We start from the raw sequence: 24,869 nt of genomic DNA on the forward strand, positions 1-24,869 counted from the left end.
ACGGGCATCGCGGGGATGGCCGCGGCCCGTGCACTCGTGGATGCTCGCAAAGCCGCGCCCGGCAAGACTCGCGGCGCGTTGCGTGAAGTGCGATGTCTTACCGGAAGCAATGAGCGAACCCAACCTTTCATGACCGACGCCACTCTTCTCAGTTCCGACTATTCCAACTATGCGGCGCGCGCGTATGCGGCGCGGCCCGAACTGGCGTCGAATGTCGCGCAGTGGGCGCGCTCGCGCATCACGCGCGAATGGATCGAAGCGCGCCTCGATGCGCACTGCACGCCATGCACCGAAAACGGCGTGCTCGACGAAGCTGCGCTCAAGACCGCGCTGCGGCGTCTGCGAACCGACGTGTTCTGCACGGTGATGGAGCGTGATCTCGCGGGCGCGGCCGACGTCGCCGAAGTCACCGGCGCGATGACCGATCTCGCCGAAGTCACGGTGCGGCGCGCGCTCGCGGTGTTGTCGGCGGATCTCGAAGCGCTCTTCGGCGAGCCGCGCGGACCGGACGGCGAGCGGCTGACGCTCGGCGTCGTCGGCATGGGCAAGCTCGGCGGGCGCGAGCTGAACGCATCGTCGGATATCGACCTGATCTTCGTTTATGAAGAGGACGGCGAAACCTCGGGCGGCACGCGCTCGGCACTCCCGACGCAGGAATTCTTCACACGGCTCGGCAAACGTCTGATCGGCGCGCTCGCGGAGATCACGCAGGACGGCTACGTGTTCCGCGTCGATATGCGGCTGCGGCCCAATGGCGATTCCGGCCCGCTCGTGTGCAGCCTCGGCATGCTCGAAGAGTATTTCTACGTGCAGGGCCGCGAGTGGGAGCGCTACGCGTGGATCAAGGGGCGGCTCGTTTCGGAGACGCAGAGCGATTCCGCGAAGCGCCTCGCGAAGCAGCTCGAAGCGATCGCGACGCCGTTCATCTACCGGCGCTATCTCGACTACGGCGTGATCGCGGCGATCCGCTCGCTGCATCAGCAGATTCGGCAGGAAGCGCGGCGGCGCGCGTCGATGCGTCCCGACAAGGCCGACGACATCAAGCTCGGACGCGGCGGTATCCGCGAGATCGAGTTCAGCGCGCAGGTATTCCAGTTGATTCGCGGCGGCCAGGCAGCGGATTTCCGAATTCGTCCGACGCTCGCGGTCCTCGAACGCGCCGCCGCCAATGGCCTGCTCGCGCCCAATGTGTGCGAGGCGCTGTCCGACGCGTATCTGTTCCTGCGCACGGTCGAGCATCGGCTGCAGTATCGCAACGACGCGCAGACGCACGCGATGCCCGTCGCGGACGACGAGCGCACGCTGCTCGCGAAGTCGCTCGGTTTCGCGGACTATGCCGCGCTGATGGACAAGCTCGACGCGCATCGCGAGCTCGTCGAGCAGCAGTTCGACGCGATCTTCGCCGACAAGGTGAGCGGGCAGGGCGGCTGCGGCGTCTCGGAGGATTCGGCGGCGTCGTGGATCTGGAGCAGCGCACTCGCCGACGACTCCGCGCAGGAAGAACTCGCCGCGCGTCTCGCGGAACTCGGCTTCGCGGACCCCGCGCCGGTGCTTTCGCGTCTGACGGGCGTGTGGAATTCGGCGCGTTATGCCGGCTTGCCGTCGCAGAGCCGGGAGCGCTTCGACATCGTCGCGCAGCGGGCGCTCGAAGCCGTGCAGTCGATCGATGCGGGCAAGCGCGGCGACATCATCGTGCGTCTGTTCGATCTGCTCGAAGCCATCGGCAAGCGCGGCGCGTATCTCGCGCTGCTGACCGAATATCCGGCGGCGCTGGAGCGCGTGCTGTCGGTGCTATCGGGTTCGCGCTGGGCGGCGGGCTATCTGATCCGCCATCCGCAGTTGCTCGACGAATTGCTCGACGACGAAGCCATCGCCAGCCCGTTCGACTGGTCCGAGTTCAAGCGCTCGCTGATCGCGCGGCTCGACGCCGCCGAGGACGTCGAACATCAGATGGATCTGCTGCGTCATGCGCATCAGGCCGAAGTTTTTCGCATTCTGCTGATCGATCTCGCCGGTCATCTGAGCGTCGAGCATGTGAGCGACCGTCTTTCCGAACTCGCCGACGCCGTGCTCGACGTGACCGTGCGCACCGTGTGGAAGCAGTTCCCGAAGCGGCATCGCGAGACGCCGCGCTTTTCGGTCATCGCGTACGGGAAGCTGGGCGGCAAGGAACTGGGCTACGCGTCGGACCTCGATCTCATCTTCCTTTACGACGATGACGACGACGCCGCCTCCGACATCTACGCGATGTTCACGCGCCGCCTCATCACGTGGCTCACCGCGGCGACGGGCGCGGGCACGCTGTTCGATGTCGATTTGCGCCTGCGCCCGAACGGCGAATCCGGCCTGCTCGTGACCGACCTCGCAACGTTTCGGCGCTATCAGATTCGCGAGGGCGACGCGGCGAACACCGCGTGGGTCTGGGAGCATCAGGCGCTTTCGCGCGCACGTTACAGCGCGGGCGACGCGGAAATCGGCGCGGAGTTCGAGAAGATTCGCGCCGACGTGCTCGTCATGGAGCGCGACGCCGCCGCACTGGCACGCGAGATCGCGTCGATGCGCCAGCGCGTCGCCGACGGCCATCCGAATCGCAGCGAGCTGTTCGACCTGAAGCACGATCGCGGCGGCATGGTCGATATCGAGTTCATCGTGCAGTACTGGGTGCTGCTGCATACGCGTGAGCATCGCGCGTTTCTGCGCAACGCGGGCAACATCACGCTGCTCAAGATCGCCGCGCAAAGCGGATTGATCGCCGAAGATCAGGCCGATGTGATCGGCGCGGCCTACCGGCACTACCGCAAGCTTCAGCACACGCTGCGGCTCGACGGCATGGAGAAAGCGCGCGTCGATCCGGCCGAGGTTCAGGCCGAACGCGACGCGGTGACGGCGTTGTGGAATCGGGTGTTCGCCGTGGCGGGCTGAGCCCGGCGTTCAGGCGGCCAGCATTTCCTTTGCGTGCTTGCGCGTGGTCGCGGTGATTTCGAGGCCACCGAGCATGCGCGCCACTTCCTCCACGCGCCTGCTCTTGTCGAGCGGCGTTACCGTGCTCACGGTGCCGCCGGCATCGTCGGGCGACTTCGCGACCTGGAAATGCTGATCGCCGCGTGCGGCCACTTGCGGCAAATGCGTGACGCACAGCACCTGACGGTCGCGCCCGAGTTGATGCAACAGACGCCCGACCACTTCCGCGACACCGCCGCCGATGCCCGTGTCCACTTCGTCGAAGATGAGCGTGGGCGTCGGGCTCGCGGTGCTCGCGATCACGGCGAGCGCGAGGCTGATGCGCGCCAGTTCGCCGCCCGACGCGACTTTCGCGAGCGGCCTCAACGCGACGCCCGCGTGACCGGCGACGCGGAACTCGATCTGCTCCAGCCCGTTCGCACCGCCTTCCGCGAGCGGCACGAGCGCGACGTCGAAGCTGCCGCCCGCCATCGACAATTCCTGCATGCCGGCAGTGACCGCGTTCGACAGATGCTTCGCGGCCTTTGCGCGCGCCTTCGACAGCACTTTGGCCTGCGCCAGATATTCGGCTTTCGCTTTCTCCGCTGCGGCGTTGAGCGCGTCGAGATCGGCAGCGGCGTCGAGATCGGCGAGCTGTTGGCGGCGCGCGTCGTGTTCTTCGGGCAGCGTCTCGGGCTGAAGGCGGAACTTGCGCGCCGTCGAGTGCAGTTGATCCATGCGCCTTTCGACTTGTGCGAGCCGGTCGGGATCGAGTTCGAGCCTCTGCGCGTAGTGCGACAGCGAATACGACGCCTCCTGCAACTGGATTTCCGCCGGTTCGAGCGACGCGAGCACGTCGTTCAGCGCGGGATCGATATCGGCGAGACCGCGCACCTTCGAGATGATCGCGCCGAGCTGCGAGATCATCGCTTCGTCGGATTCGGAGAGCGCGCCGAGTGCGCCCTGCACGCCGTCGATGAGACTCGCCGAATGCGACAGCCGATGATGTTCCGCGCTCACTTCCTCCCATTCACCGGGCTGCGGCGCGAGTTTGTCGAACTCGCTCAGTTGCCACGCGAGACGCTCGCGTTCCAGTTGCAGTTCGCGGTCGCGGCTTTGCGCGGTCTCGACGGCCTGCTGCGCATCGCGCATGGCGCGCCACGCGCGATTCACCGCGCCGGCGGTATCGAGCAACTGCGCGTGCGTGTCGAAGAGTTCGCGTTGCGCGTCGGGACGCATCAGCAACTGATGCGCGTGCTGCCCGTGAATGTCGACGAGCATTTCGCCCACTTCGCGAAGCTGCGCGAGCGTCGCTGGCGTGCCGTTGATGAACGCGCGCGAACGGCCGCCCGAATCGATCACCCGGCGCAGCATGACCGAGTCGCTGTCTTGCGACAACGCGTGCTCGTCCAGCCAGCGCGTGACTTGCGGATGCGTGCCGAATTCAGCGGTGATATCCGCGCGCGCCTGGCCCGTGCGCACGACGCTCGCGTCGCCGCGGGCGCCGAGCGTGAGTGCGAGGGCATCGATCAGGATCGACTTGCCCGCGCCGGTTTCTCCCGAAAAGACCGTGAAACCTGGATCGAAATCGATGTCCAGGGTGGCGACGATGACGAAATCTCGAATGGAAAGATGACGGAGCATGGACGCTTCGGGGAAGGGGAATTCGGGAAGTTCAGAGAGAAGAGGCGTCCTGCGACGGATGCTCGTTCCAGTGCAGCTTCTTGCGCAACGTCGCGTACGAGCTGTAGCCGACCGGATGCAGCACCGGCACCGTGTGCTTCGAGCGCCGCACTTCGATCGCGTCGTTCAGTTCGACGGCGGTGAACGACTGCATGTCGAAATTCACGTTGACGTCCCGCCCGCCGATGATCTGGATGGTCACCTTCGAATCGTCGGGCAGCACGATCGGACGGTTCGACAGCGAATGCGGCGCGATCGGCACCAGCACGAAGCCCTGCAACTGCGGATGAAGAATCGGTCCCGCCGACGACAGCGCGTAAGCGGTCGAGCCGGTTGGCGTCGCGACGATCAGACCATCCGAGCGCTGGTTGTACATGAAGTGGCCGTCGACCGACACGCGCAACTCCGCCATGCCAGAAAAGCCGCTGCGATTCACCACGACGTCGTTGAACGCCAGCGCGTGATAGATCGGCTTGTCGTCGCGCATGATGCGCGCTTCGAGCAGGCTGCGCTCCTCGCGCTCGAACTGGCCGGCGAGCATCTGCGGGATGATCTCCTGCATCGCCTTCAACGGAATGTCCGTGATGAAGCCGAGCCGCCCGTGATTCACGCCGATGAGCGGCGTCTTGTACGGCGCGAGCTGCCGGCCGATGCCGAGCATGGTGCCGTCGCCGCCGAGCACGATCGCGACGTCCGCGCGCGCGCCCATCTCCGCGATGGAGAGCGCCGGAAACTCCGTCACCTCGACATCTTTCGCGGTGCCTGCCTCGAACACGACCTCGAAGCCTTGCTGCGCCAGAAGACCGGCGAGCGATCTCAGCGGCGCCTCGATGCCCGGCGTGTTGGTGCGCCCCACGAGGGCGACGGTCTTGAATTGGCCAATTTCCATGCCGGCATTACACCATAGTCAGAGAGCGAAAAGAACCGCGGGCGATGGCGGACGAGCGTGCTGCGACGGGACCGCACGACGCCGCACGGCACGCCCGTCGTTTATCGCTAGAATGGAGCGGACGTTGAACGCAGCGCACACGGCGCGGCTCGCCGTCCTCCGACTCGTTGAGCTAAAATTTCCCCATGCTAGACCCACGTGCACAAACCCTCCTGAAAACGTTGATCGAGCGCTACATCGCCGAAGGTCAGCCGGTCGGTTCGCGCACGTTATCACGCCATTCCGGTCTCGAACTGAGCCCCGCGACGATCCGCAACGTGATGTCGGATCTCGAGGAGCTCGGCCTCGTCTCGAGCCCGCACACGTCGGCGGGACGCATCCCCACGCCGCGCGGCTACCGGCTCTTCGTCGACACGATGCTGACTGTAGAAGCGCCGCAAGACGAAGCCATGACCACCGCCGTCAAGACCCGCCTGCAGGGCGAGGAGCCGCAGAAAATCGTCGCGGCGGCGGCGAGCGTGCTGTCCAGTCTGTCGTCGTTCGCGGGCGTCGTGCTCACGCCGCGCCGCAGCCACATGTTCAAGCAGATCGAGTTCATGCGGCTGTCGGACAAGCGCATTCTGCTCATCATCGTGACGCCCGAAGGCGACGTCCAGAACCGCATGATGGCGACGCAGCGCGACTACTCGCCCTCGCAGCTCGTCGAAGCCTCCAATTACATCAACGCGCATTTCGCGGGCCTGTCCTTCGACGAAGTGCGCCGCCGTCTGCGCGAGGAAATCGATCAGTTGCGCGGCGACATGACCGCGCTCATGCAGGCGGCCGTGGTCGCGAGCACCGCCGAGACGGACCCCATGGACACCGTGCTCATTTCCGGCGAGCGCAATCTGCTCGAAGTGGCGGACCTCTCGTCCGACATGGCGCGGCTGCGCAAGCTTTTCGATTTGTTCGACCAAAAGACGAGCCTCCTTCAACTGCTGGATGTATCGAGCCACGCGCAAGGCGTGCAGATCTTCATCGGCGGCGAGAGCAATCTCGTGCCGATCGAGGAAATGAGCGTCGTGACGGCGCCTTACGAGGTCAACGGGAAGATCGTCGGCACGCTCGGCGTGATCGGCCCGACGCGCATGGCGTATAACCGCGTGATTCCAATCGTGGACATCACCGCGCGCCTGCTCTCGATGTCCCTCAGTCATCAGTGACGCCATCTTGGCGCGGCACGCAAGGCTGCGCCACTAGGCCGTTCGGCCAATGATGCCCGCGTGAGGCCGCCGCTATAATGGTCTTCAACTTTTAGACGACCACCCTTCCGGCCCGCTTGCCCTATGCGTTTCGACCTCGAGTTGCCCTCGCAGCCCAGCGCTTCGCATCGCGTCGCGGTGCTGCTGATCAATCTCGGCACGCCGGACGCGCCCACGCCGCGGGCGGTGCGCAAGTATCTGGCGCAGTTTCTGTCCGATCCGCGCGTCGTCGAAATTCCGTCGCTCGTGTGGCAGGTCATTCTGCGCGGACTGATTCTGCCGTTTCGCGGACGGGCGTCGGCCAAGAAATATGCGCAAGTGTGGATGCACGAAGGCTCGCCGCTGCGCGTGCATACGGAAAAGCAGGTCGAGGGTCTGCGGCGGCTGTTCGCGGCGAACGACTATCACGTGATCGTCGACTATGCGATGCGCTACGGGTCGCCCGGCATCGGCGCGATGCTGAATCAGTTGAAGCTCGAAGGCGCCGATCGCATTCTTCTCTTGCCGATGTATCCGCAATACTCGTCGTCCACGACAGCCACCGCGTTCGACGATGCCTTCGCCGCGCTCAAACGCGTGCGCAATCAGCCGGAAATCCGCACGATCCGCCATTACGCGGATCATCCCGCGTATATCGGCGCGCTTGCCGAACAAGTGCGCGACTATTGGCGGCATCACGGCCAGCCGGATTTCGCCGCGGGCGACAAGCTCGTCCTGAGCTTCCACGGCGTGCCGAAACGCACGATGGATCTCGGCGACCCGTATCACGACCAGTGCCAGTCGACCGGCGCGCTACTCACGGCCGCGCTCGGGCTCACGCCGGTGGAATGCCGCGTCACGTTCCAGTCGCGCTTCGGCCGCGCGGAGTGGCTTCAGCCGTACACCGCGCCGACGGTCACGGAACTCGGCGCGGGCGGCGTCGCGCGCGTGGATGTGTTCTGTCCCGGCTTCACGGCGGATTGTCTGGAAACGATCGAGGAAATTGGCATCGAGGTGCGCGACGCGTTTCTGAAGGCCGGCGGCAGGCATTTCCACCGGATTCCCTGTCTGAACGCGACGCCCGCGTGGATCAAGGGGCTCGGCGAAATCGCCGCGCAGCATCTGCAGGGATGGCCCGTGCAGACCGTGCAGCCGCTTTCCGCGGTGGCCTGAGCACGGCTTTTTCAAGCATTCACCCATGAACTACAAGATTTCGACGGAACCTGGCGCGCGTTTGCGCATCGATAAGTGGCTTTGGGCAGCGCGTTTCTTCAAGACGCGTTCGCTCGCGAGCGATGCCGTGGAAAAGGGCCGTGTGAAGATCGGCGGGACGAACGTGAAGCCGTCGAAGGACGTGCGTGTCGGCGATATCGTCGAGATCGATATCGAGCGGCTTGTCTGGCAGGTCGAAGTGCGCGGGCTATGCGACGTGCGCGGCCCGGCGACGGTCGCGCAGACGCTCTATGCCGAAACCGAGGAAGGCCGGGCGAAGCGCATGGCCGAAGCCGAGCGTCGCAGGACGTTCCACGAACCCGCAGCCGGCTTGCAGGGCAGGCCGACGAAGCGCGACCGGCGGACTATCGACAAATTTTCTCGTTCGGATTGAAGTAACTTTCGATGGTCGCGTGAACGCCACCGTACTCGGTGTTACGGTCCGTCACGACGCCGGACATGCAGATGGTGGTCGTTCCCGCGACGAGTACCAGGGCGACCACCGCGATAGCAAAGGTCAGTTTCATGGTATCCCCGGAGAACGGGTTGCCCGGTCAGAAAGCGGCCGGTTCAGGAAACGGGCAAGGGCTGAAAGCGGATTGAAGCATTTCGTAGGATTAGGGTAAACGTGCGTCCTGCGGTGCTTGATTGAAGTGTAGGCGAGTCAGGGCTTTCCCTCAATCTGAAATTGCGCGCTGCGGCGAAGTGTGGGTTACCGGCCATTTCGGTGCCATCGGGGCGCTCGAATTGGTCCGAAAAATTCGCGCAAAACCCTTGAAAATATCTTCGTCGCCCCAATTTCCGCCGCTAGTGCGAAAAACGCGATCCGGACTGCGCTCCGCCGCTTTCGCAACCGATTCAACTCAACAGCAATAGATATTGAGCGACATGGAAAACACGCAAGAGAATTCAGCGAGCCAGAACCCGACGCCCGCCGACGAGAACGCGCGCCAGGCCGCAGACACCACCAGCACGGCGCAGGCCGCACCGGCAGAAGCGGCTGCCACGCCGCAAGCTGCGCCGAACGAGGCCGAGGCCGCGATGGCCGAAGCGCAGGCCACTATCGCGGCGCTCAAGGAAGACTTCCTGCGCGCCAAGGCCGAGACGGAAAACGTCCGCCGCCGCAGCCAGGAAGATGTCGCGAAGGCGCATAAATTCGCCATCGAAAATTTCGCGGAGAACCTGTTGCCGGTGCTCGACAGCCTCGAAGCCGCGCTCGCCGACCAGTCGTCGGATCTCGCCAAGGTTCGCGAAGGCGTCGAACTGACGCTGCGTCAGCTCACCGGCGCGTTGGAGAAGGGCCGCGTGATCGCGTTGAATCCTGTCGGCGAGAAATTCGATCCGCATCGCCATCAAGCCATTTCGATGGTGCCGGCCGAGCAGGATCCAAATACCGTCGTCACGGTGCTGCAAAAGGGTTACGTGATCGCGGATCGCGTGCTGCGTCCGGCGCTCGTGACCGTCGCCGCGCCGAAATAACGCGTCTGCGGCGATCACGGCCAGTGTGCCGCCGTTCCGGCCGCATTCGCGGTCTTCGGCGGCGCACGAAAAGATCGGCGCCGCACAAAAAAAAGTTATAGACCGCATAGCGCTCAGGGTCTTGAAATCGAAACCGGCGCTCTTATCTTGCGTACAGGTATGAATTTTGGGCGTTCGGCCCGGTAAATCGGCAAAAGCCGGCGTCAGGCACGACACACCGCCGCCGCAACGCCACTGCGATCAAAGCTAGGAGAGGATAAAAAATGGGCAGAATCATCGGCATCGACCTCGGCACCACGAACTCGTGCGTGGCGCTGATGGAAGGCAACCAGGTAAAGGTCATCGAGAATTCGGAAGGCGCGCGCACCACGCCGTCGATCATCGCGTACATGGACGACAACGAAATTCTCGTCGGCGCGCCTGCCAAGCGTCAGTCGGTCACCAATCCGCGCAACACGCTGTACGCGGTCAAGCGTTTGATCGGCCGCCGCTTCGAAGAGAAGGAAGTGCAGAAGGACATCAATTTGATGCCCTACAAGATCGTCAAGCACGATAACGGCGACGCATGGGTCGAGGCGCATGGCAAGAACCTCGCGCCGTCGCAGGTTTCCGCCGAAGTGCTGCGCAAGATGAAGAAGACCGCTGAGGACTACCTCGGCGAGCCGGTCACGGAAGCCGTCATCACGGTGCCGGCGTACTTCAACGACAGCCAGCGTCAGGCAACGAAGGACGCGGGCCGCATCGCCGGTTTGGAAGTGAAGCGCATCATCAACGAGCCGACGGCAGCAGCGCTCGCGTTCGGTCTGGACAAGGCCGAAAAGGGCGACCGCAAGATCGCCGTGTTCGACCTGGGCGGCGGCACGTTCGATATCTCGATCATCGAAATCGCGGACGTGGACGGCGAAATGCAGTTCGAAGTGCTGTCGACGAACGGCGACACGTTCCTCGGCGGTGAAGACTTCGACCAGCGCATCATCGATTACATCATCGGCGAGTTCAAGAAGGAACAGGGCGTCGACCTGAGCAAGGACGTGCTCGCGCTGCAGCGCCTGAAGGAAGCCGCTGAAAAGGCGAAGATCGAACTGTCGTCGACGGCGCAGACCGACATCAACCTGCCGTACATCACGGCCGACGCGTCGGGTCCGAAGCACTTGAACCTCAAGTTCACGCGTGCAAAGCTCGAAGCGCTCGTCGAAGAACTGATCGAGCGCACGATCGAACCGTGCCGCATCGCGATCAAGGATGCGGGCGTGAAGGTCGGCGACATCGACGACGTGATTCTCGTCGGCGGCATGACGCGCATGCCGAAGGTGCAGGAAAAGGTGAAGGAGTTCTTCGGCAAGGATCCGCGCCGTGACGTGAACCCGGACGAAGCAGTGGCCGTTGGCGCCGCGATTCAGGGTCAGGTTCTGTCGGGCGACCGCAAGGACGTTTTGCTGCTCGACGTGACGCCTTTGTCGCTCGGCATCGAGACGCTCGGCGGCGTGATGACGAAGATGATCAACAAGAACACGACGATCCCGACGAAGCACTCGCAAGTGTATTCGACGGCCGACGACAACCAGGGCGCCGTGACGATCAAGGTGTTCCAGGGCGAGCGCGAAATGGCCGTGGGCAACAAGCTGCTCGGCGAGTTCAACCTCGAAGGCATTCCGCCGGCACCGCGCGGCACGCCGCAGATCGAAGTGACCTTCGACATCGACGCCAACGGCATTCTGCACGTGGGCGCGAAGGACAAGGCGACGGGCAAGGAAAACAAGATCACCATCAAGGCGAACTCGGGTCTGACGGACGCGGAAATCGACAAGATGGTGAAGGACGCCGAAGCCAACGCCGAGGAAGATCACAAGCTGCGCGAACTGGCCGATGCCCGCAACCAGGGCGACGCGCTGGTCCACAGCACGAAGAAGGCCGTCGCCGAATACGGTGACAAGGTTGACGCTTCGGAGAAGGAAAAGATCGAAGCGGCGCTGAAGGATCTCGAAGAAGCGCTGAAGAGCAATTCGAGCGACAAGGCCACGATCGAAGCGAAGGTCGAGGCGCTGGCTCAAGCCTCGCAGAAGCTCGGCGAAAAGATGTACGCCGACATGCAGGCGCAGCAAGGCGCGGCGAGCGCGGCGGCCGGTGCGGCAGGCGCGGGCGCGTCGGCTGATGCGGGCGCGAGCCAGCACCACGACGATGTCGTCGACGCCGACTTCAAGGAAGTGAAGAAGGACTAAGCCGCAAGGGCGCGGGAGTGGCAACGCTCACGCGCTTTTCGGTGGCAACACCGGGACGCGTCACGCGTCTTACGTGTAACGCGCCTGGCGAGCCTCACGGCTCTCCGGGCACGTTGTTTTTTCAGAGGCGTCTTGATTTAGGCGAGGCGCGCGAAGTTTTACGCGCGAGTCGAAGCAACGGACTCGCAGCATCTGACAGGAACCGTCGCGGGTAAGCGCGGCGGCATCGAACCGACATGGCGAAACGGGATTACTACGACGTTCTGGGCGTCGCGAAAAACGCGAGCGACGACGAGATCAAGAAGGCGTATCGCAAGCTCGCGATGAAGTATCACCCTGACCGCAATCCGGACAACAAGAAGGCGGAAGAGAATTTCAAGGAGGCGAAGGAAGCCTACGAAATGCTCTCCGACCAGCAGAAGCGGGCCGCGTACGACCAGTACGGCCACGCGGGCGTCGATCCGAACATGGCGGGCGCGGGCGCGCAAGGTTTCGGCGGTTTCGCCGATGCCTTCGGCGATATCTTCGGCGACATCTTCGGACAGGCCGCGGGCGGCGCTGCTCGCGGCGGGCGCGGCGGACCGCAGGTGTATCGCGGCGCGGACTTGCGCTACAGCATGGAGATCACGCTCGAGCAGGCGGCGCACGGTTACGACACGCAGATCCGCGTGCCGAGCTGGGTGAACTGCAACGTCTGTCACGGCTCGGGCGCGAAGCCGGGCACCAAGCCGGAGACCTGCCCGACCTGTCACGGCCAGGGCCAGGTGCGCATGTCGCAGGGCTTTTTCAGCATCCAGCAGACGTGCCCGAAGTGTCACGGCAGCGGCAGCTACATCCCCGATCCGTGCGCGAACTGCCACGGCGCGGGCAAGGTGAAGGAAACGAAGACGCTGGAAGTGAAGATTCCGGCGGGCATCGACGATGGCATGCGCATCCGCTCGGCCGGCAACGGCGAGCCGGGCATCAACGGCGGCCCGAACGGCGACTTGTACGTGGAAATCCACATCAAGCAGCACACGGTGTTCGAGCGCGACGGTGACGACCTGCACTGCCAGATGCCGATCCAGTTCACGACGGCGGCGCTGGGCGGCGAAATCGAAGTGCCCACGCTGGCGGGCCGCGCGAGCTTCACGGTGCCGGAAGGCACGCAGTCGGGCAAGACGTTCCGGCTGCGCGGCAAGGGCATCAAGGGCTTGCGTTCGAGCATCGCCGGCGATCTCTACGTGCATGTGCAGGTGGAAACGCCGGTCAAGCTCACGGAGCAGCAGCGCGATCTGCTGAAGCAGTTCGAAAAGTCGCTGGAGCAGGGCGGCGCGCGGCATAGTCCGCAAAGCAAGAGCTGGTTCGACCGCGTGAAGAGCTTCTTCGACTGATGCGGTTGAGTGCGGTGTACGTCGTGCGAGCATGACGATGAAAACCGAAGAGCGCAGCGCGGTGTTCGCGCTGCTCGACGATTGCGATGCGACCGCCGAAAGGCGGTCGAGTCGTTTGTACACGGACTTCGCGCACGAACGCGTGTGCGTGGATGCGCGTGAGCTCGACGCGGTTTGCGGCGACATCGAACGCGATCTGCGAGGCGGTCTTCATGCGGTGGTCGTCGCGGATTACGAGTTCGGGCGCAATCTCCAGTTCGGCAGCATCGGACGCGGCGACGATCATGCGCTGCGCGTGCTCATGTTTCGCGAGTGCGCGCGTCTGTCGCGCGATAAAGTCGACGCGTGGCTCGCGTCCGAAGGCGATGACCTGACGGCAGGCGTCGCGGGCATCGAAGCGAGCGTCAAGCGCGATGAATTCGATGCGTCGATCGCCGCTGTGCAGGACGCGCTGCGCGAAGGCGAGTCGTATCAGATCAACTACACGTTCCGGCTGAACTTCGATGTGTACGGCGCGCCGCTCGCGCTGTATCGGCGATTGCGCGAGCGGCAGGCCGTGCATTACGGCGCGTTGATCGCGTTGCCGGATGGCAGATCGGTCGTGTCGTGCTCGCCGGAATTGTTCGTCGAAAAACAAGGCGATCTGCTGCGCGCCCGGCCGATGAAAGGCACCGCGCCGCGCGACGCCGATCCCGAGGCGCTGCGCCACGATCCGAAGAATCGCGCCGAGAACGTGATGATCGTCGATCTGCTGCGCAACGACATGTCGCGCGTGGCGGTCACGGGTTCGGTGAATGTGCCCGTGCTGTTTTCGGTCGAGCCTTACGCGTCGGTGTGGCAGATGACATCGACGATCGAAGCGCGCGTAATTCCCGGCACGTCGTTCGCCGCCATCGTGCGCGCGCTCTTTCCATGCGGTTCGATCACCGGCGCGCCGAAGTATCGGACGATGCAACTGATCGACGAAATCGAGGGCACGCCGCGCGGTCTGTATACGGGGGCGATCGGCTGGCTGGATGCGAGCGGCGATTTTTGCATGTCGGTGGCGATCCGCACGATCGTCGTCGATGCCGCGGGCAGGCGTGGCGTGCTCGGCATCGGCGCGGGCATCGTGCTCGATAGCGTCGCCGCCGACGAATACGAGGAGTGTCTGTTGAAAGCACGCTTCCTGACCGGCGCGGACCCCGGCTTCGAGCTTTTCGAGACTATTTATGCGACGCGCGATGAAGGCGTTCGCCACTACGCGCGCCACGTCGCGCGATTGAAGGCGAGCGCCGCGTATCTCGGCTTTGCGTTCGACGAGCGCGCGCTCTCGGCTCAAATCGGGCAGCAGTGCGCGGGATTCGACGCGGGCAAGCCGTATCGTATGCGCATCGCGCTGGACAAGAGCGGACACATCGCGATGACGAGCGCGCCGCTCGCACCGTTGCCGTCGGATACCGTGGATGTGTTGCTCGCATCCGATCGCGGCTTTGCGCCGCAGTCGTCCGGCGATCCGCTGCTGCGTCACAAGACGACGCGCCGCGCCGACTACGATCGCGCATGGAAAGCCGCCGAAGCCGAAGACGCTTTCGACATGCTGTTCGTCAACGAACGCGGCGAGCTGACCGAAGGCGGCCGTTCCAGCGTCTTCGTGCAGATCGACGGCCAGTGGCTCACGCCGCCCATCGATGCCGGCGTGTTGCCGGGCGTGATGCGCGCGGTGCTCATCGACGAACTCGGCGCCGCCGAACGCACGCTGACGATAAACGACTTGCAGAAAGCCGAAGACCTGCTCATCAGCAACGCTTTACGCGGCGGCGTGAAGGCAAGACTTCGGCGCTGAACGCATCACCACTCGGCGACGCTGCCGTCCGCATGACGCCACACCGGATTGCGCCAGCGATGCCCGACCTTCGCCATCTCGCGCACCTTCTCCTCGTTCACCTCGATGCCTAATCCCGGTCCCTGCGGGATCGTCACCATGCCGTCTTCGTACTTGAAGACTTCCGGATTCCTGATGTAGTCGAGCAGATCGTTGCCCTTGTTGTAGTGGATGCCGAGACTCTGCTCCTGAATGAACGCGTTGTAGCTCACCGCGTCGATCTGCAGGCAGGTCGCGAGCGCGATCGGACCGAGCGGGCAGTGCAGCGCGAGCGCGACATCGTAGGCTTCGGCCATCGTCGCGATCTTGCGGCATTCGGTCAGGCCGCCCGCATGGGACGCATCCGGCTGAATGATGTCGACATAGCCGCCCGCCAGAATGTGCTTGAAGTCCCAGCGCGAGTAGAGCCGCTCGCCGAGCGCGATCGGCGTGCTCGTCTGGTTGACGATATCGCGCAGCGCCTCGACGTTCTCCGACAGCACCGGCTCTTCGATGAACATCAGCTTGAACGGATCGAGTTCCTTCGCGAGCACCTTCGCCATCGGCTTGTGCACGCGTCCGTGAAAGTCGACGCCGATGCCCACGTTCGGACCAACCGCTTCACGCACGGCGCGCACGTTGTCGATGACGCCTTGCACCTTGTCGAAGGTATCGATGATCTGCAACTCTTCCGAGCCGTTCATCTTCACGGCCTTGAAGCCGCGATCGACCACCGCGCGCGCGTTGTTCGCGACATCGCTCGGACGGTCGCCGCCGATCCACGAATACACCTTGATCTTGTCGCGCACCTGGCCGCCGAGCAGCGCGTGAACCGGCACGCCGTGATACTTGCCGAGAATGTCCCACAGCGCCTGATCGACGCCCGCGATCGCGCTCATGCCGATAGGACCGCCGCGATAGAAGCCGGAGCGATACATGACCTGCCAGAGGTCTTCGATATGGCGCGGGTCGCGGCCGACCAGATAATCGGCGAGTTCATCGACGGCGGCTGCGACGGTATGCGCGCGGCCTTCGACGACCGGCTCGCCCCAGCCGGTGATGCCTTCGTCCGTTTCGATCTTGAGGAAGCACCACCGTGGCGGAACGATGAAGGTTTCGAGCTTCGTAATTTTCATTGAGCGTCTCCTGAAGGGATCTACATGTTAGCAAAAAGCCGCTGTGTAGGCATATTAATAGTATTATTCAATTCTAAGCGAATGTTTCGAAACTTCAGTCGAATACTCCATAATCGTGGCCACACCTAAAGGAGACCATCATTCACCGGGATCTACATGGCCGCGTGGCGCATGAACTGGGCATGGCGATTCTGCGTGGCGACGTCGCGCCCGGCTCGCCATTGCCGCGCGAAGCGGAATTGATGGAGCGTTTCGGCGTGAGCCGCACGGTGCTGCGCGAGGCGTTGCGCACGCTTACGTCGAAAGGGCTGATCGAGTCGCGGCCGAAAGTCGGCACGCGCGTGCGCGCAAGGGATGCCTGGAATCTGCTCGATTCCGACATGCTCGACTGGTATTCGCGCGTCGCGCCGCCGCTGCAATTCGCGCTCAAGCTTCAGGAAATGCGCGAGATGATCGAGCCGTACGCCGCCGCGCTCGCCGCCGATAACCACGAGCAACGCACGCGCGAGCGTCTCACACGCGCGCATGAGGCGATGGTCGGCGCACAGAATGTCGAAGAATGGGTGCGCGCGGACCTCGATTTCCATCTGTGCGTGCTCGCCGCGTGCAGCAACGAATTGCTGATACCGCTCGGCGCGTTGATCGAGCGCACGCTGGAAGGCCAGTTGCGCCTGAACGCCAAGCGCGCCGATGTCTACAACGCGTCGCTCGCGGAACATACGGCCGTGTTCCAGGCGATCGTCGCGCGCGATTCGGCCGGTGCGCGCCGCGCGATGGCCGATTTGCTCGGCGTGACGCGCGGCAGGATCGAAGGCTAAAAAGCGTTCAGCGGAATCTTCAGATAGGTCGTGCCGTTGCCGGCCGCGTCAGGAAAGTGGCCCGCGCGGATGTTCACCTGGATCGCGGGCAAGATGAGCGTCGGCATGCCGAGGGTCGCGTCGCGTGCCTCGCGCATCGCGACGAATTCGTCCTCGGTCTTGCCGCCCCCGACGTGAATGTTCTTCTCGCGCTGCTCGCGCACCGTGCATTGCCACTGCGGGTCGCGCGTGTCGGGCGGATAGTCGTGGCAGACGAAGAGGCGCGTCTCCGGATCGAGCGCGAGCAGGCGCTGAATCGATCGATACAGCCTGCGTGCGCTGCCACCGGGAAAATCGCAGCGCGCGGTGCCGACGTCCGGCATGAAGAGCGTGTCGCCGACGAACACAGCATCGCCGATCCGATACGCCATGTCGGCGGGCGTGTGGCCCGGCACGAACAGCGCGGTCGCCTCGATCTCGCCGATCATGAAGCGCTCGCCGTCCGAAAACAGATGATCGAATTGCGAGCCGTCGAGCTGAAACTCCGGTTCGAGATCGAAAATCTTCTTGAACACGCCCTGCACGGCGCGTATCGATTCGCCGATGGCGATCTTTCCGCCCAGCGTGCGCTTCAGATACGGCGCCGCCGAAAGATGGTCGGCATGCGCGTGCGTCTCCAGAATCCATTCGACGGAGAGCCGCTCTTCGCGCACGAACGCGACGACCGCATCGGCTGATTGCGTCGAGGTGCGCGCGGCTTTCGGATCGTAGTCGAGCACGGGATCGACGATCGCCGCTGCTGAACCGGCCTCTTTGTAGACGACATACGTCATCGTGCCGGTGTTGATGTCGAAGAAAGGCTGAGTGATGGCTTGCACGCTGACTCCCCCGGTTGTTGCCTCGCGTCCTGCTCTCGTCGCCCGGATCGATTGGGCGTGTTTGTCGGGATCGCGATACAGTGTAACCCTTTGCGCCGGACCCCAACGCGCCGGCGCTCACCTTCACGAAAGCTCGATCAAGAGGTTCGAATGCCGCACGTCCCGACTTCGCTCGCGTCGTCGTGGGGCGCGTGGGCCGTCTTCGTCAGCGTCCTCGCGACGCAACTCGGCGTGCCCGTCCCCGCCGCGCCGATGCTGATTCTCGCCGGCACGATCGTCGCCGCCGGCAACGCGCCGTTCTGGCAGATGCTCGCGGCCGCGGTGCTCGCCGTGCTCATCGCGGATTCACTCTGGTTCGCCGCGGGCCGCCTCTACGGCCGCCGCTTTCTCAACTCGCTCGTGCGCTTCTCGCTGTCCATCGATTCGACGCTGCGCACCGCGCGCCGCTGGTTCGAGCGCTTCGGCGTGCCGCTGCTCGCGCTGTCGAAGTTCGTGCCGGGGCTCGGGCTCGTGTCGGCGCCGCTGCTCGGCACCACGCAGATCGAAGTGCGCGTGTTCCTGTTGTGGGATCTGATCGGCGCGACCGCGTGGGCGAGTTTCTGGATGCTCGGCGGCGCGGCGCTGCAGGAACAGATCGCGCGACTCGTCGTGCTGGTGCGCGCCAACGGCACGACGGTGATCGATATTCTCGTGATGGTCGCGCTCGGCTTCCTGCTGTATCGATGGATCCGGCGCGAGCGGTTTCGTCAGTGGCTCGCGAAGTATCACATCACGCCGGACCAGCTCGACTCGATGATGCGTTCCGACACGCCGCCCGTGATCTACGACGCGCGCCCGGCGGAGATTCGCCGCCGCGAGCCGTATCGCATCGCGGGCGCGATCGCGCTGGATCTCGATTCGCCGGATCGCGTCGATCAGTTGTATTCGGAGCACGAGGTGGTCGTGTATTGCGTGTGCCCGAACGAGGCGACCGCGAAGATCATCGCGCGGCAGTTGCGCGCGAAGGGTTTCAGCCATGTGCGGCCGCTGAAGGGCGGGCTGGATGCGTGGGAGAAGCACGGCTATCCGGTCGAACCGATGCCGGCGGAGCACCTCCGTGCCGCGTCCGGTCACGACGACGACATCGATCACGACATGGTCACGATTCGCGCGACCGCGCCGGAATGAGCTACGTCCGGCGCGCGGGACGGTTCACCAGCGCGATGCCCGCGAGCACCATCGCCGCGGCGACCATGAAACGCGCGGTGAACTGCTCGCCGAGCAGCAGCACGCCGAAGGTGACGCCGAAGATCGGCGTGAGAAACGAGAACACCGAGAGCCGCGACGCCATATAGCGCGTGAGCAGCCAGAACCATGTCAGATAGCTGATGAACGCGACGACGATCGCCTGATACGCGAGGCTCGCGATCGCAAGCGGCGAGACGGCTCCGACGTGCGTCTGTCCGATGCCCGCCGCGAGCACGAGCAGCAGCACCGCCGACACCGCCAGCTGATAGAACAGCGTCTTGCTCGCGCTCGCATGCGATAGCGACGACGCGCGCACGACGACCGTCGTCGCGGCCCAGAAGATGCCGGCCATGATGCCGAGCGCATCGCCCGCGATACCCCGCATCGTCGATGTGCTGTTCGGATTGCCGTGCAGAAAGCCGTCGGCGAACGCGAGCGCGATGCCGCAGAACGCGAGCACGATGCCGCACCACTGTGTGCGCGAAAGCCGTTCGCCCGCGACGAACCAGTGCAGGCCGAGCGCGGTGAAGCAGGGCGCGGTGTAGAGAAACACGGCCATGCGCGTCGCCGTGGTGAGACTCAGGCCGAAGAAAATGCAGACGAACTCGCCGCCGAATAGCAGACCCGCGAGCAGGCCGGCCGGCAGCGTGTCGTCGCGCTGGAAAAGCGGCACGCCGCGCGTGCGCGTCCAGATCCATACGAGGCATGTTGCGATCAGCGAGCGGATGCCGGCTTGCAGCATCGGCGGAATCGATGCGTTAGCTTCCTTGATCGCGACTTGCTGGAATCCCCACGCGCCGCACAGCGCGATCATCACGATGATGGCGGTGGCGTCGGGGGCGCGGCGCAGGGAGACGGACGGCGTGCTCATCGGCTGGCTCGGTAAGCGTGGCCGGAGAGGCCATGCACTGATTTGGAGCGTCGATTGTGCCAGCGAACGGCCTTCGATGAGCGAAAGGTCGTGATGAGCCCGTGGAGATTGCGCGCCGCGACGAATGCGCGGCGCGCGATGTGCTGCGTGCGTTACGAATGCTTTTCGATCAGTTCGACCTTGTAGCCGTCCGGATCTTCGACGAACGCGATCACCGTCGTGCCGCCTTTCACCGGTCCGGCTTCGCGCGTGACCTTGCCGCCTGCCTGGCGAATGCGCTCGCATGCGTCGGCGGCGTCGTCGACTTCGAGCGCGATATGGCCGTAAGCCGTGCCGAGGTCGTACTTGTCGGTGCCCCAGTTATAGGTCAGCTCGAGCACGCTGTTCTCGCTTTCCGGGCCGTAGCCGACGAACGCGAGCGTGTACTTGTACTCGGTGTTCTCGCTTTGACGCAGCACTTTCATGCCGAGAATGCGCGTATAAAAATCGATGGAACGCTGCAGGTCGCCGACGCGCAGCATCGTATGGAGGAGTCGCATGGTGGGGTTCCTGTTGTGTGTCGTTTGCGGGGGACAGGAAGGAAATTGTACCGTCGGCGCCCGCCGCATGCTGACGACACCTCAGAGCGCCGGCAACAGATCCGGCGGATGATGCTTGAGCGTATGCCGCGCTTCGCGGAACTCGGGAAAGATGGACTCGACCGTCTGCCAGAAGCGCGGGCTGTGGTTCATCTCGCGCAGATGCGCGAGCTCGTGCGCGACGACGTAATCGATGATCGACATCGGGAAATGAATGAGCCGCCAGTTCAGGCGGATCTTGCCGTCGCTGGAACAACTGCCCCAGCGCGTCGCCGCCGATGACAACGCATACGCGCGATACTCGACGCCGAGCTTCGCCGCATACACCGCGAGCCGCCCGCCGAAGATGCGCTTCGCTTCCGATTGCAGCCAGCCCTGCACGCGATCCTTGATCTGCTGCGCGTCGGCTAGCGTGGGCAGCGCGAGCGAGAGCACGTTGGTCTTGTCGTCGAAGGACAGCGCGCTTGCCGTCGAGCCGAGCGACACGCTGATCGTCTTGCCGAGATACGGAAACTGCGCGCCATCCTTCCAGTCGATGCGCGGCAGCGCGCGCTGCTCGACGCGCGTCTGCCATTCGGTGAGCTTCTTGACGATCCAGTTCTGCTTGTCGAGGATCGCGCTTTCAATATCCGCGATCGTCACCCAGCGCGGCGCGGTGATCGCGAGCCCGGTGCCGTCGATGCAAAAGCCGATCGTGCGTCGCGCCGAACGCCTCAACCGATACTCCAGCGCGCCCGCCTTCAACGCGATGCGGCGCAGGCGCACGCCATCGGGCAGCGGTGTTGCCGGAGCGGGGGGCGTGAGAACGGGAACGGGATCGGCGGCGGGGACATCGCCGCGCAGCGGAGCGGGTCCGTTCGCGGGCGGCGCGCCGGAGTATGCCGGCGCATGCTCGAACGGCAGATCGAGTTGCAGGGTATCGAGCGCGACGGCGGGGCGCTGTCGCGATGGGGCTTTCTGCATCGGCTCGGCTTTGCGCTCACGGCGCAGGAATGACGAGAAGAATGAGTAAGGCACGCCGCGGCTCGATTCGAACGCTGCCGCTTCAGCGGCCCGCGCCCGCGGCGCCGGCTTCACCCGGCTGCGCGTTCGGCGCGGCGTAAGCGTGCGGATCGATGCGGCGCATTTCCGCCTCGATCCAGCTTTCGACGCGCGTGTTCACTTCCTCGGGCGTGAGGCCGGCTGTATCGATCGGCCTGCCGATCGACACCGTGACTATACCCGGATATTTGATGAACGAATTGCGTGGCCAGACGTGACCGGCGTTGTGCGCGATCGGCACGACCGGTGCGCCGGTCACGACAGCGAAGCGCGCGCCGCCGGTCTTGTACTTGCCCTGGCTGCCGACGCGCGTGCGCGTGCCTTCGGGAAACATGATGACCCACGCGCCTTCGTCCATGCGCGCGCGGCCCTGGCTCGTGACGGAAGCGAACGCATCGCGTCCCTGCTTGCGATCGATATGGACCATCTTGAGCAGCCCGAGCGCCCAGCCGAAGAACGGCACGTAGAGCAACTCGCGCTTGAACACGTAGCAGAGCGGGCGCGGCATCAACGCGGGAAACGCGAGCGTCTCCCATGCGGACTGATGCTTCGACAACAGCACGGCGGGACCGTCCGGCAGATTCTCCATGCCTTCGATCTTGTAGCGAATCCCGATCAGATGCCGCAGCACGACGATGGTCGATTTGCACCAGCCGGCCGCCATCCAGTAGCGCTTGTCGGCGCGCATGAACGGAAACGCAATGAAACAGGCGATCGCGTACGGCGTCGTGTACACGATGAAGTAAAGCATCAACAGCAGCGAACGGATGAAGCGCATGACGTCTCGGTGTTACTGGGCCGCGGAGCGGTCCTGATGCCGTGCGAGGAACTCGAGCGCGAACGCGCGCAAGTCCTTGTGAACCACGGTGCCTTCGGGCAACTGGCCTTCCTTGAGCGTCTTTTCGCCCTTGCCGGTGAGCACGAGATGCACGGGAAAGCCGAGCGCCGCGCCCGCTTGCAGATCGCGCAGCGAATCGCCGACGACGGGCGTGTCTTCAGGATCGATCTCGAAGCGGTCGATGATCTGCTGCAACATGCCAGGCCTCGGCTTTCTGCAATCGCATTGATCTTCCGCCGTGTGCGGGCAGAAGAACACCGCGTCGATACGTCCGCCGACGGCCGCGACCGCGCGATTCATCTTCTGATGCATCGCGTTCAGCGCGGCCATGTCGAAGAGACCGCGCCCGATGCCCGACTGATTCGATGCGATCGCCACGCGATAGCCCGACTGATTCAGGCGCGCGATGGCTTCGAGGCTGCCGGGAATGGCGACCCATTCGTCCGGCGACTTGATGAACGCATCGGAATCGGCGTTGATCACGCCGTCGCGATCGAGGATGACCAGTTTTCGGTTCATGACCATGGCGGCGCGTCAGGCAGCGAGCTTCGAAATATCGGCGACGCAGTTCATCTGCTGATGCAATGCGTTGAGCAATGCGAGCCGATTGTTGCGCAGCGCGGGATCTTCCGCGTTCACCATCACGTCGTTGAAGAACGTGTCGACGCTCTCGCGCAACGCGGCGAGCGCGGTCAGCGCTTCCGTATAGTTGCGCGCCGCGAGCTGACTCTGCACGCGCGGCGTCACCTGCTCGATCTGCGCGTAGAGATTCTTCTCCGCCGCTTCGACGAGCAGTTCCTTGTTCACCGACGAAGGCGCGCCTTGCTCAGACTTCTTCAGGATGTTCGAGATGCGCTTGTTGGCGGCCGCGAGCGCCGCCGCTTCGGGCAGCGCGGCGAACTCGCGCACGGCATCGAGGCGCGCGACGATGTCGTCGAGACGCGTCGGGTTCAGGCTCAGCACCGCTTCGATATCGTTCGCTTCGAAGCCGCGTTCGCGCAACAGACCACGCAGGCGATCGAGGAAGAACGCGTAGATGGCTTCGGTCGAATCGGCGACTTGCGGCATGCCCGCGAACTGGCGTTGGGCGCTGCCGACGAGATCGCGAAGATCGATCGGCAGCTTCTTTTCCAGCAGGATGCGCAGCACGCCGAGCGCGTGACGGCGTAGCGCGAACGGATCTTTTTCGCCGGTCGGCGCGAGACCGATGCCCCAGATGCCGACGATCGTTTCCAGCTTGTCCGCGAGCGCGACCGCGGCGCCGACGCCCGTCGACGGCGTTTCATCGCCCGAGAAGCGCGGCTGATAGTGCTCCGAACACGCGAGCGCGACTTCTTCCGGCTCGCCGTCGTGACGCGCGTAGTACGTGCCCATCGTGCCTTGCAGCTCGGGGAATTCGCCGACCATGTCGGTCAGCAAATCGGCCTTCGCGAGACGCGCGGCGCGGCGCGTGAGCGCGGCATCGACGCCGACCATCGGCGCGATTTCGCCTGCGAGCGCCTCGACACGCTCGACGCGTTGCAGCGTCGAACCGAGCTTGTTGTGATAGACGACGTTCGCGAGCAGCGGCACGCGGTCTTCGAGACGCTTCTTCTTGTCCTGCGTGAAGAAGAACTTCGCATCGGCGAGACGCGGGCGCACGACGCGCTCGTTGCCTTCGACGATCTCGTCGGGCGTCTTCGTATCGATGTTCGACACGATCAAAAAGCGCGAGCGCAGCTTGCCGTGCTGGTCCGTGAGTGCGAAGTACTTCTGGTTCGTCTGCATCGTGAGGATGAGACATTCCTGCGGCACCTGCAGGAATTCCTCGTCGAAGCGGCATTCGTAGACGACCGGCCATTCGACGAGCGCGTTCACTTCATCGAGCAGCGCTTCGGGCATCACGACGCGGTCGTCGCCGGCGAACGCCAGAAGCTGCGTGCGAATCGATTCGCGGCGATCGTCGAAATTGGCGACGACGTGCCCTTTGCTGCGCAGCGTGTTGGCGTATTCGTCGGCGTTCGGAATCGCGACGAAGCCTTCCGACATGAATCGATGACCGACGGTCGTATCGCCCGAATCGACGCCGAGCGCGCTCACCGGCACGACATCGCGCCCATGCATGGCGACGAGGCGTTGCACCGGACGCACGAACTGCACGCTGGTGCCGTCAGGACGCTGATAGGTCATGACCTTCGGAATCGGCAGCTTGCCGAGGGTTTCATCGAGCGCGGCTTGCAGACCGTCGGCGAGTGTCGCGCCGGGCGCGGCGTAGCGCAGGAAGAACGCTTCCGCCTTGCCGTCCTGCGCGCGTTCGAGCTCGGCGAGCGGGAAGTCGGGGAAGCCGAGCGCAGCGAGCTTCTTTGCGAGCGGCGGCGTTGGGTTGCCTTCCTTGTCGAGCGCGACCGACACCGGCAGCACTTTCTCGCGCACCTGCTTTTCCGGCGCGACATCGCGCACGTTCCTGATGAGCACGGCGAGGCGTCGCGGCGTCGCGTACTTTTCGAACGTGGGCGCGCCGTCGATCAGATCGCGCGCGGCGAGACGCTCGACGATGCCATCGGCAAAAGCGGTGCCGAGACGCGCGAGCGCTTTCGGCGGCAGTTCTTCGGTGAGCAGTTCGACGAGCAGGGAAGCGTGGTTGGATTGCGTCATTGTTCTGTCGA

At 64.3% G+C, this 24,869-nt stretch carries 21 protein-coding genes; 10 read left to right on the forward strand and 11 right to left on the reverse strand.

All coding sequences use genetic code 11. The features are described from left to right. Positions 1 to 129: 129 nt before the first annotated feature. Complete coding sequence (gene glnE, locus IAG25_RS26840; protein ID WP_187607530.1) at positions 130 to 2,922, forward strand: bifunctional [glutamate--ammonia ligase]-adenylyl-L-tyrosine phosphorylase/[glutamate--ammonia-ligase] adenylyltransferase; 2,793 nt, start codon at positions 130 to 132, stop codon at positions 2,920 to 2,922. A 9-nt stretch (positions 2,923 to 2,931) separates the two neighbouring features. Here the strand turns inward: glnE and recN are convergent, their stop codons facing one another. Next, the gene (recN, locus tag IAG25_RS26845; RefSeq protein WP_187607531.1) at positions 2,932 to 4,584 is read right to left on the reverse strand and encodes a DNA repair protein RecN; all 1,653 of its coding nucleotides are present in this window, start codon (positions 4,582 to 4,584) and stop codon (positions 2,932 to 2,934) included. A 31-nt stretch (positions 4,585 to 4,615) separates the two neighbouring features. Beyond that, the gene (locus IAG25_RS26850) at positions 4,616 to 5,512 is read right to left on the reverse strand and encodes an NAD kinase (protein ID WP_035497738.1); all 897 of its coding nucleotides are present in this window, start codon (positions 5,510 to 5,512) and stop codon (positions 4,616 to 4,618) included. Positions 5,513 to 5,697: 185 nt separating this feature from the next. On the opposite strand from IAG25_RS26850, the gene hrcA reads away from it, so the two are divergent. From hrcA to IAG25_RS26865, 3 genes are all read left to right on the forward strand, one after another. Then, entirely contained in the window at positions 5,698 to 6,714 is a 1,017-nt protein-coding gene (hrcA, locus tag IAG25_RS26855) for a heat-inducible transcriptional repressor HrcA (RefSeq protein WP_187607532.1), read from the forward strand. Between the two features lie 123 nt (positions 6,715 to 6,837). Then, positions 6,838 to 7,905 carry a ferrochelatase gene (gene hemH / locus IAG25_RS26860; RefSeq protein ID WP_187607533.1) on the forward strand — a complete coding sequence of 356 codons (1,068 nt, stop codon included), beginning with the start codon at positions 6,838 to 6,840 and terminating at the stop codon, positions 7,903 to 7,905. 25 nt (positions 7,906 to 7,930) lie between these two features. Further along, positions 7,931 to 8,338 carry an RNA-binding S4 domain-containing protein gene (locus IAG25_RS26865; RefSeq protein WP_187607534.1) on the forward strand — a complete coding sequence of 136 codons (408 nt, stop codon included), beginning with the start codon at positions 7,931 to 7,933 and terminating at the stop codon, positions 8,336 to 8,338. Here the strand turns inward: IAG25_RS26865 and IAG25_RS41215 are convergent. Beyond that, positions 8,310 to 8,471, reverse strand: coding sequence for a hypothetical protein (locus tag IAG25_RS41215; protein WP_181291003.1), 162 nt, complete (start codon positions 8,469 to 8,471; stop codon positions 8,310 to 8,312). The two genes, IAG25_RS26865 and IAG25_RS41215, sit on opposite strands and share 29 nt — an antisense overlap. A gap of 361 nt (positions 8,472 to 8,832) precedes the next feature. On the opposite strand from IAG25_RS41215, the gene grpE reads away from it, so the two are divergent. From grpE to pabB, 4 genes are all read left to right on the forward strand, one after another. Continuing rightward, complete coding sequence (grpE, locus tag IAG25_RS26870; protein WP_187607535.1) at positions 8,833 to 9,423, forward strand: nucleotide exchange factor GrpE; 591 nt, start codon at positions 8,833 to 8,835, stop codon at positions 9,421 to 9,423. A 263-nt stretch (positions 9,424 to 9,686) separates the two neighbouring features. Further along, positions 9,687 to 11,642: a molecular chaperone DnaK gene (gene dnaK, locus IAG25_RS26875; protein WP_187607536.1), complete on the forward strand. Its 1,956-nt coding sequence runs from the start codon at positions 9,687 to 9,689 to the stop codon at positions 11,640 to 11,642. 236 nt (positions 11,643 to 11,878) lie between these two features. Next, positions 11,879 to 13,015: a molecular chaperone DnaJ gene (dnaJ, locus tag IAG25_RS26880; RefSeq protein ID WP_035497750.1), complete on the forward strand. Its 1,137-nt coding sequence runs from the start codon at positions 11,879 to 11,881 to the stop codon at positions 13,013 to 13,015. Between the two features lie 37 nt (positions 13,016 to 13,052). Further along, on the forward strand, positions 13,053 to 14,840 hold the full coding sequence (pabB, locus tag IAG25_RS26885; protein WP_187607620.1) for an aminodeoxychorismate synthase component I: 1,788 nt from the start codon (positions 13,053 to 13,055) through the stop codon (positions 14,838 to 14,840). A gap of 5 nt (positions 14,841 to 14,845) precedes the next feature. On the opposite strand, the gene dgoD is transcribed toward pabB, so the two are convergent. Beyond that, a complete protein-coding gene (gene dgoD, locus IAG25_RS26890) occupies positions 14,846 to 15,994 on the reverse strand; it encodes a galactonate dehydratase (protein ID WP_187607537.1) in 1,149 nt (382 codons plus the stop codon). Positions 15,995 to 16,176: 182 nt separating this feature from the next. On the opposite strand from dgoD, the gene IAG25_RS26895 reads away from it, so the two are divergent. Next, positions 16,177 to 16,812, forward strand: coding sequence for a FadR/GntR family transcriptional regulator (locus IAG25_RS26895; protein ID WP_255503955.1), 636 nt, complete (start codon positions 16,177 to 16,179; stop codon positions 16,810 to 16,812). On the opposite strand, the gene IAG25_RS26900 is transcribed toward IAG25_RS26895, so the two are convergent. Then, positions 16,809 to 17,669 carry an MBL fold metallo-hydrolase gene (locus IAG25_RS26900; protein WP_309243969.1) on the reverse strand — a complete coding sequence of 287 codons (861 nt, stop codon included), beginning with the start codon at positions 17,667 to 17,669 and terminating at the stop codon, positions 16,809 to 16,811. The two genes, IAG25_RS26895 and IAG25_RS26900, sit on opposite strands and share 4 nt — an antisense overlap. Before the next feature lie 150 nt (positions 17,670 to 17,819). Here IAG25_RS26900 and IAG25_RS26905 point away from each other — a divergent pair, with 150 nt between their 5' ends. Continuing rightward, positions 17,820 to 18,836: a DedA family protein/thiosulfate sulfurtransferase GlpE gene (locus IAG25_RS26905; RefSeq protein WP_187607538.1), complete on the forward strand. Its 1,017-nt coding sequence runs from the start codon at positions 17,820 to 17,822 to the stop codon at positions 18,834 to 18,836. Position 18,837: 1 nt separating this feature from the next. Here IAG25_RS26905 and IAG25_RS26910 read toward each other — a convergent pair whose 3' ends face one another. The 6 genes from IAG25_RS26910 to glyS all read right to left on the reverse strand — a co-directional run bounded on the left by IAG25_RS26910 (position 18,838) and on the right by glyS (position 24,858). Then, positions 18,838 to 19,767: a DMT family transporter gene (locus IAG25_RS26910; protein WP_187607539.1), complete on the reverse strand. Its 930-nt coding sequence runs from the start codon at positions 19,765 to 19,767 to the stop codon at positions 18,838 to 18,840. A 152-nt stretch (positions 19,768 to 19,919) separates the two neighbouring features. After that, complete coding sequence (gene gloA, locus IAG25_RS26915; RefSeq protein ID WP_061117759.1) at positions 19,920 to 20,306, reverse strand: lactoylglutathione lyase; 387 nt, start codon at positions 20,304 to 20,306, stop codon at positions 19,920 to 19,922. A gap of 81 nt (positions 20,307 to 20,387) precedes the next feature. Then, positions 20,388 to 21,308, reverse strand: a complete 921-nt coding sequence (locus IAG25_RS26920; protein WP_187607623.1) for a M48 family metallopeptidase — start codon at positions 21,306 to 21,308, stop codon at positions 20,388 to 20,390. Between the two features lie 82 nt (positions 21,309 to 21,390). After that, on the reverse strand, positions 21,391 to 22,164 hold the full coding sequence (locus IAG25_RS26925) for a lysophospholipid acyltransferase family protein (RefSeq protein ID WP_187607540.1): 774 nt from the start codon (positions 22,162 to 22,164) through the stop codon (positions 21,391 to 21,393). A 12-nt stretch (positions 22,165 to 22,176) separates the two neighbouring features. Beyond that, positions 22,177 to 22,749, reverse strand: coding sequence for a D-glycero-beta-D-manno-heptose 1,7-bisphosphate 7-phosphatase (gmhB, locus tag IAG25_RS26930; RefSeq protein WP_187607541.1), 573 nt, complete (start codon positions 22,747 to 22,749; stop codon positions 22,177 to 22,179). A gap of 9 nt (positions 22,750 to 22,758) precedes the next feature. Further along, positions 22,759 to 24,858 (reverse strand): glycine--tRNA ligase subunit beta, encoded by a 2,100-nt coding sequence (gene glyS, locus IAG25_RS26935; RefSeq protein WP_187607542.1) that lies wholly within the window; start codon positions 24,856 to 24,858, stop codon positions 22,759 to 22,761. Positions 24,859 to 24,869: the final 11 nt, after the last annotated feature.

This window comes from Caballeronia sp. EK, assembly GCF_014384845.1.
GTDB lineage: Bacteria > Pseudomonadota > Gammaproteobacteria > Burkholderiales > Burkholderiaceae > Caballeronia > Caballeronia jiangsuensis.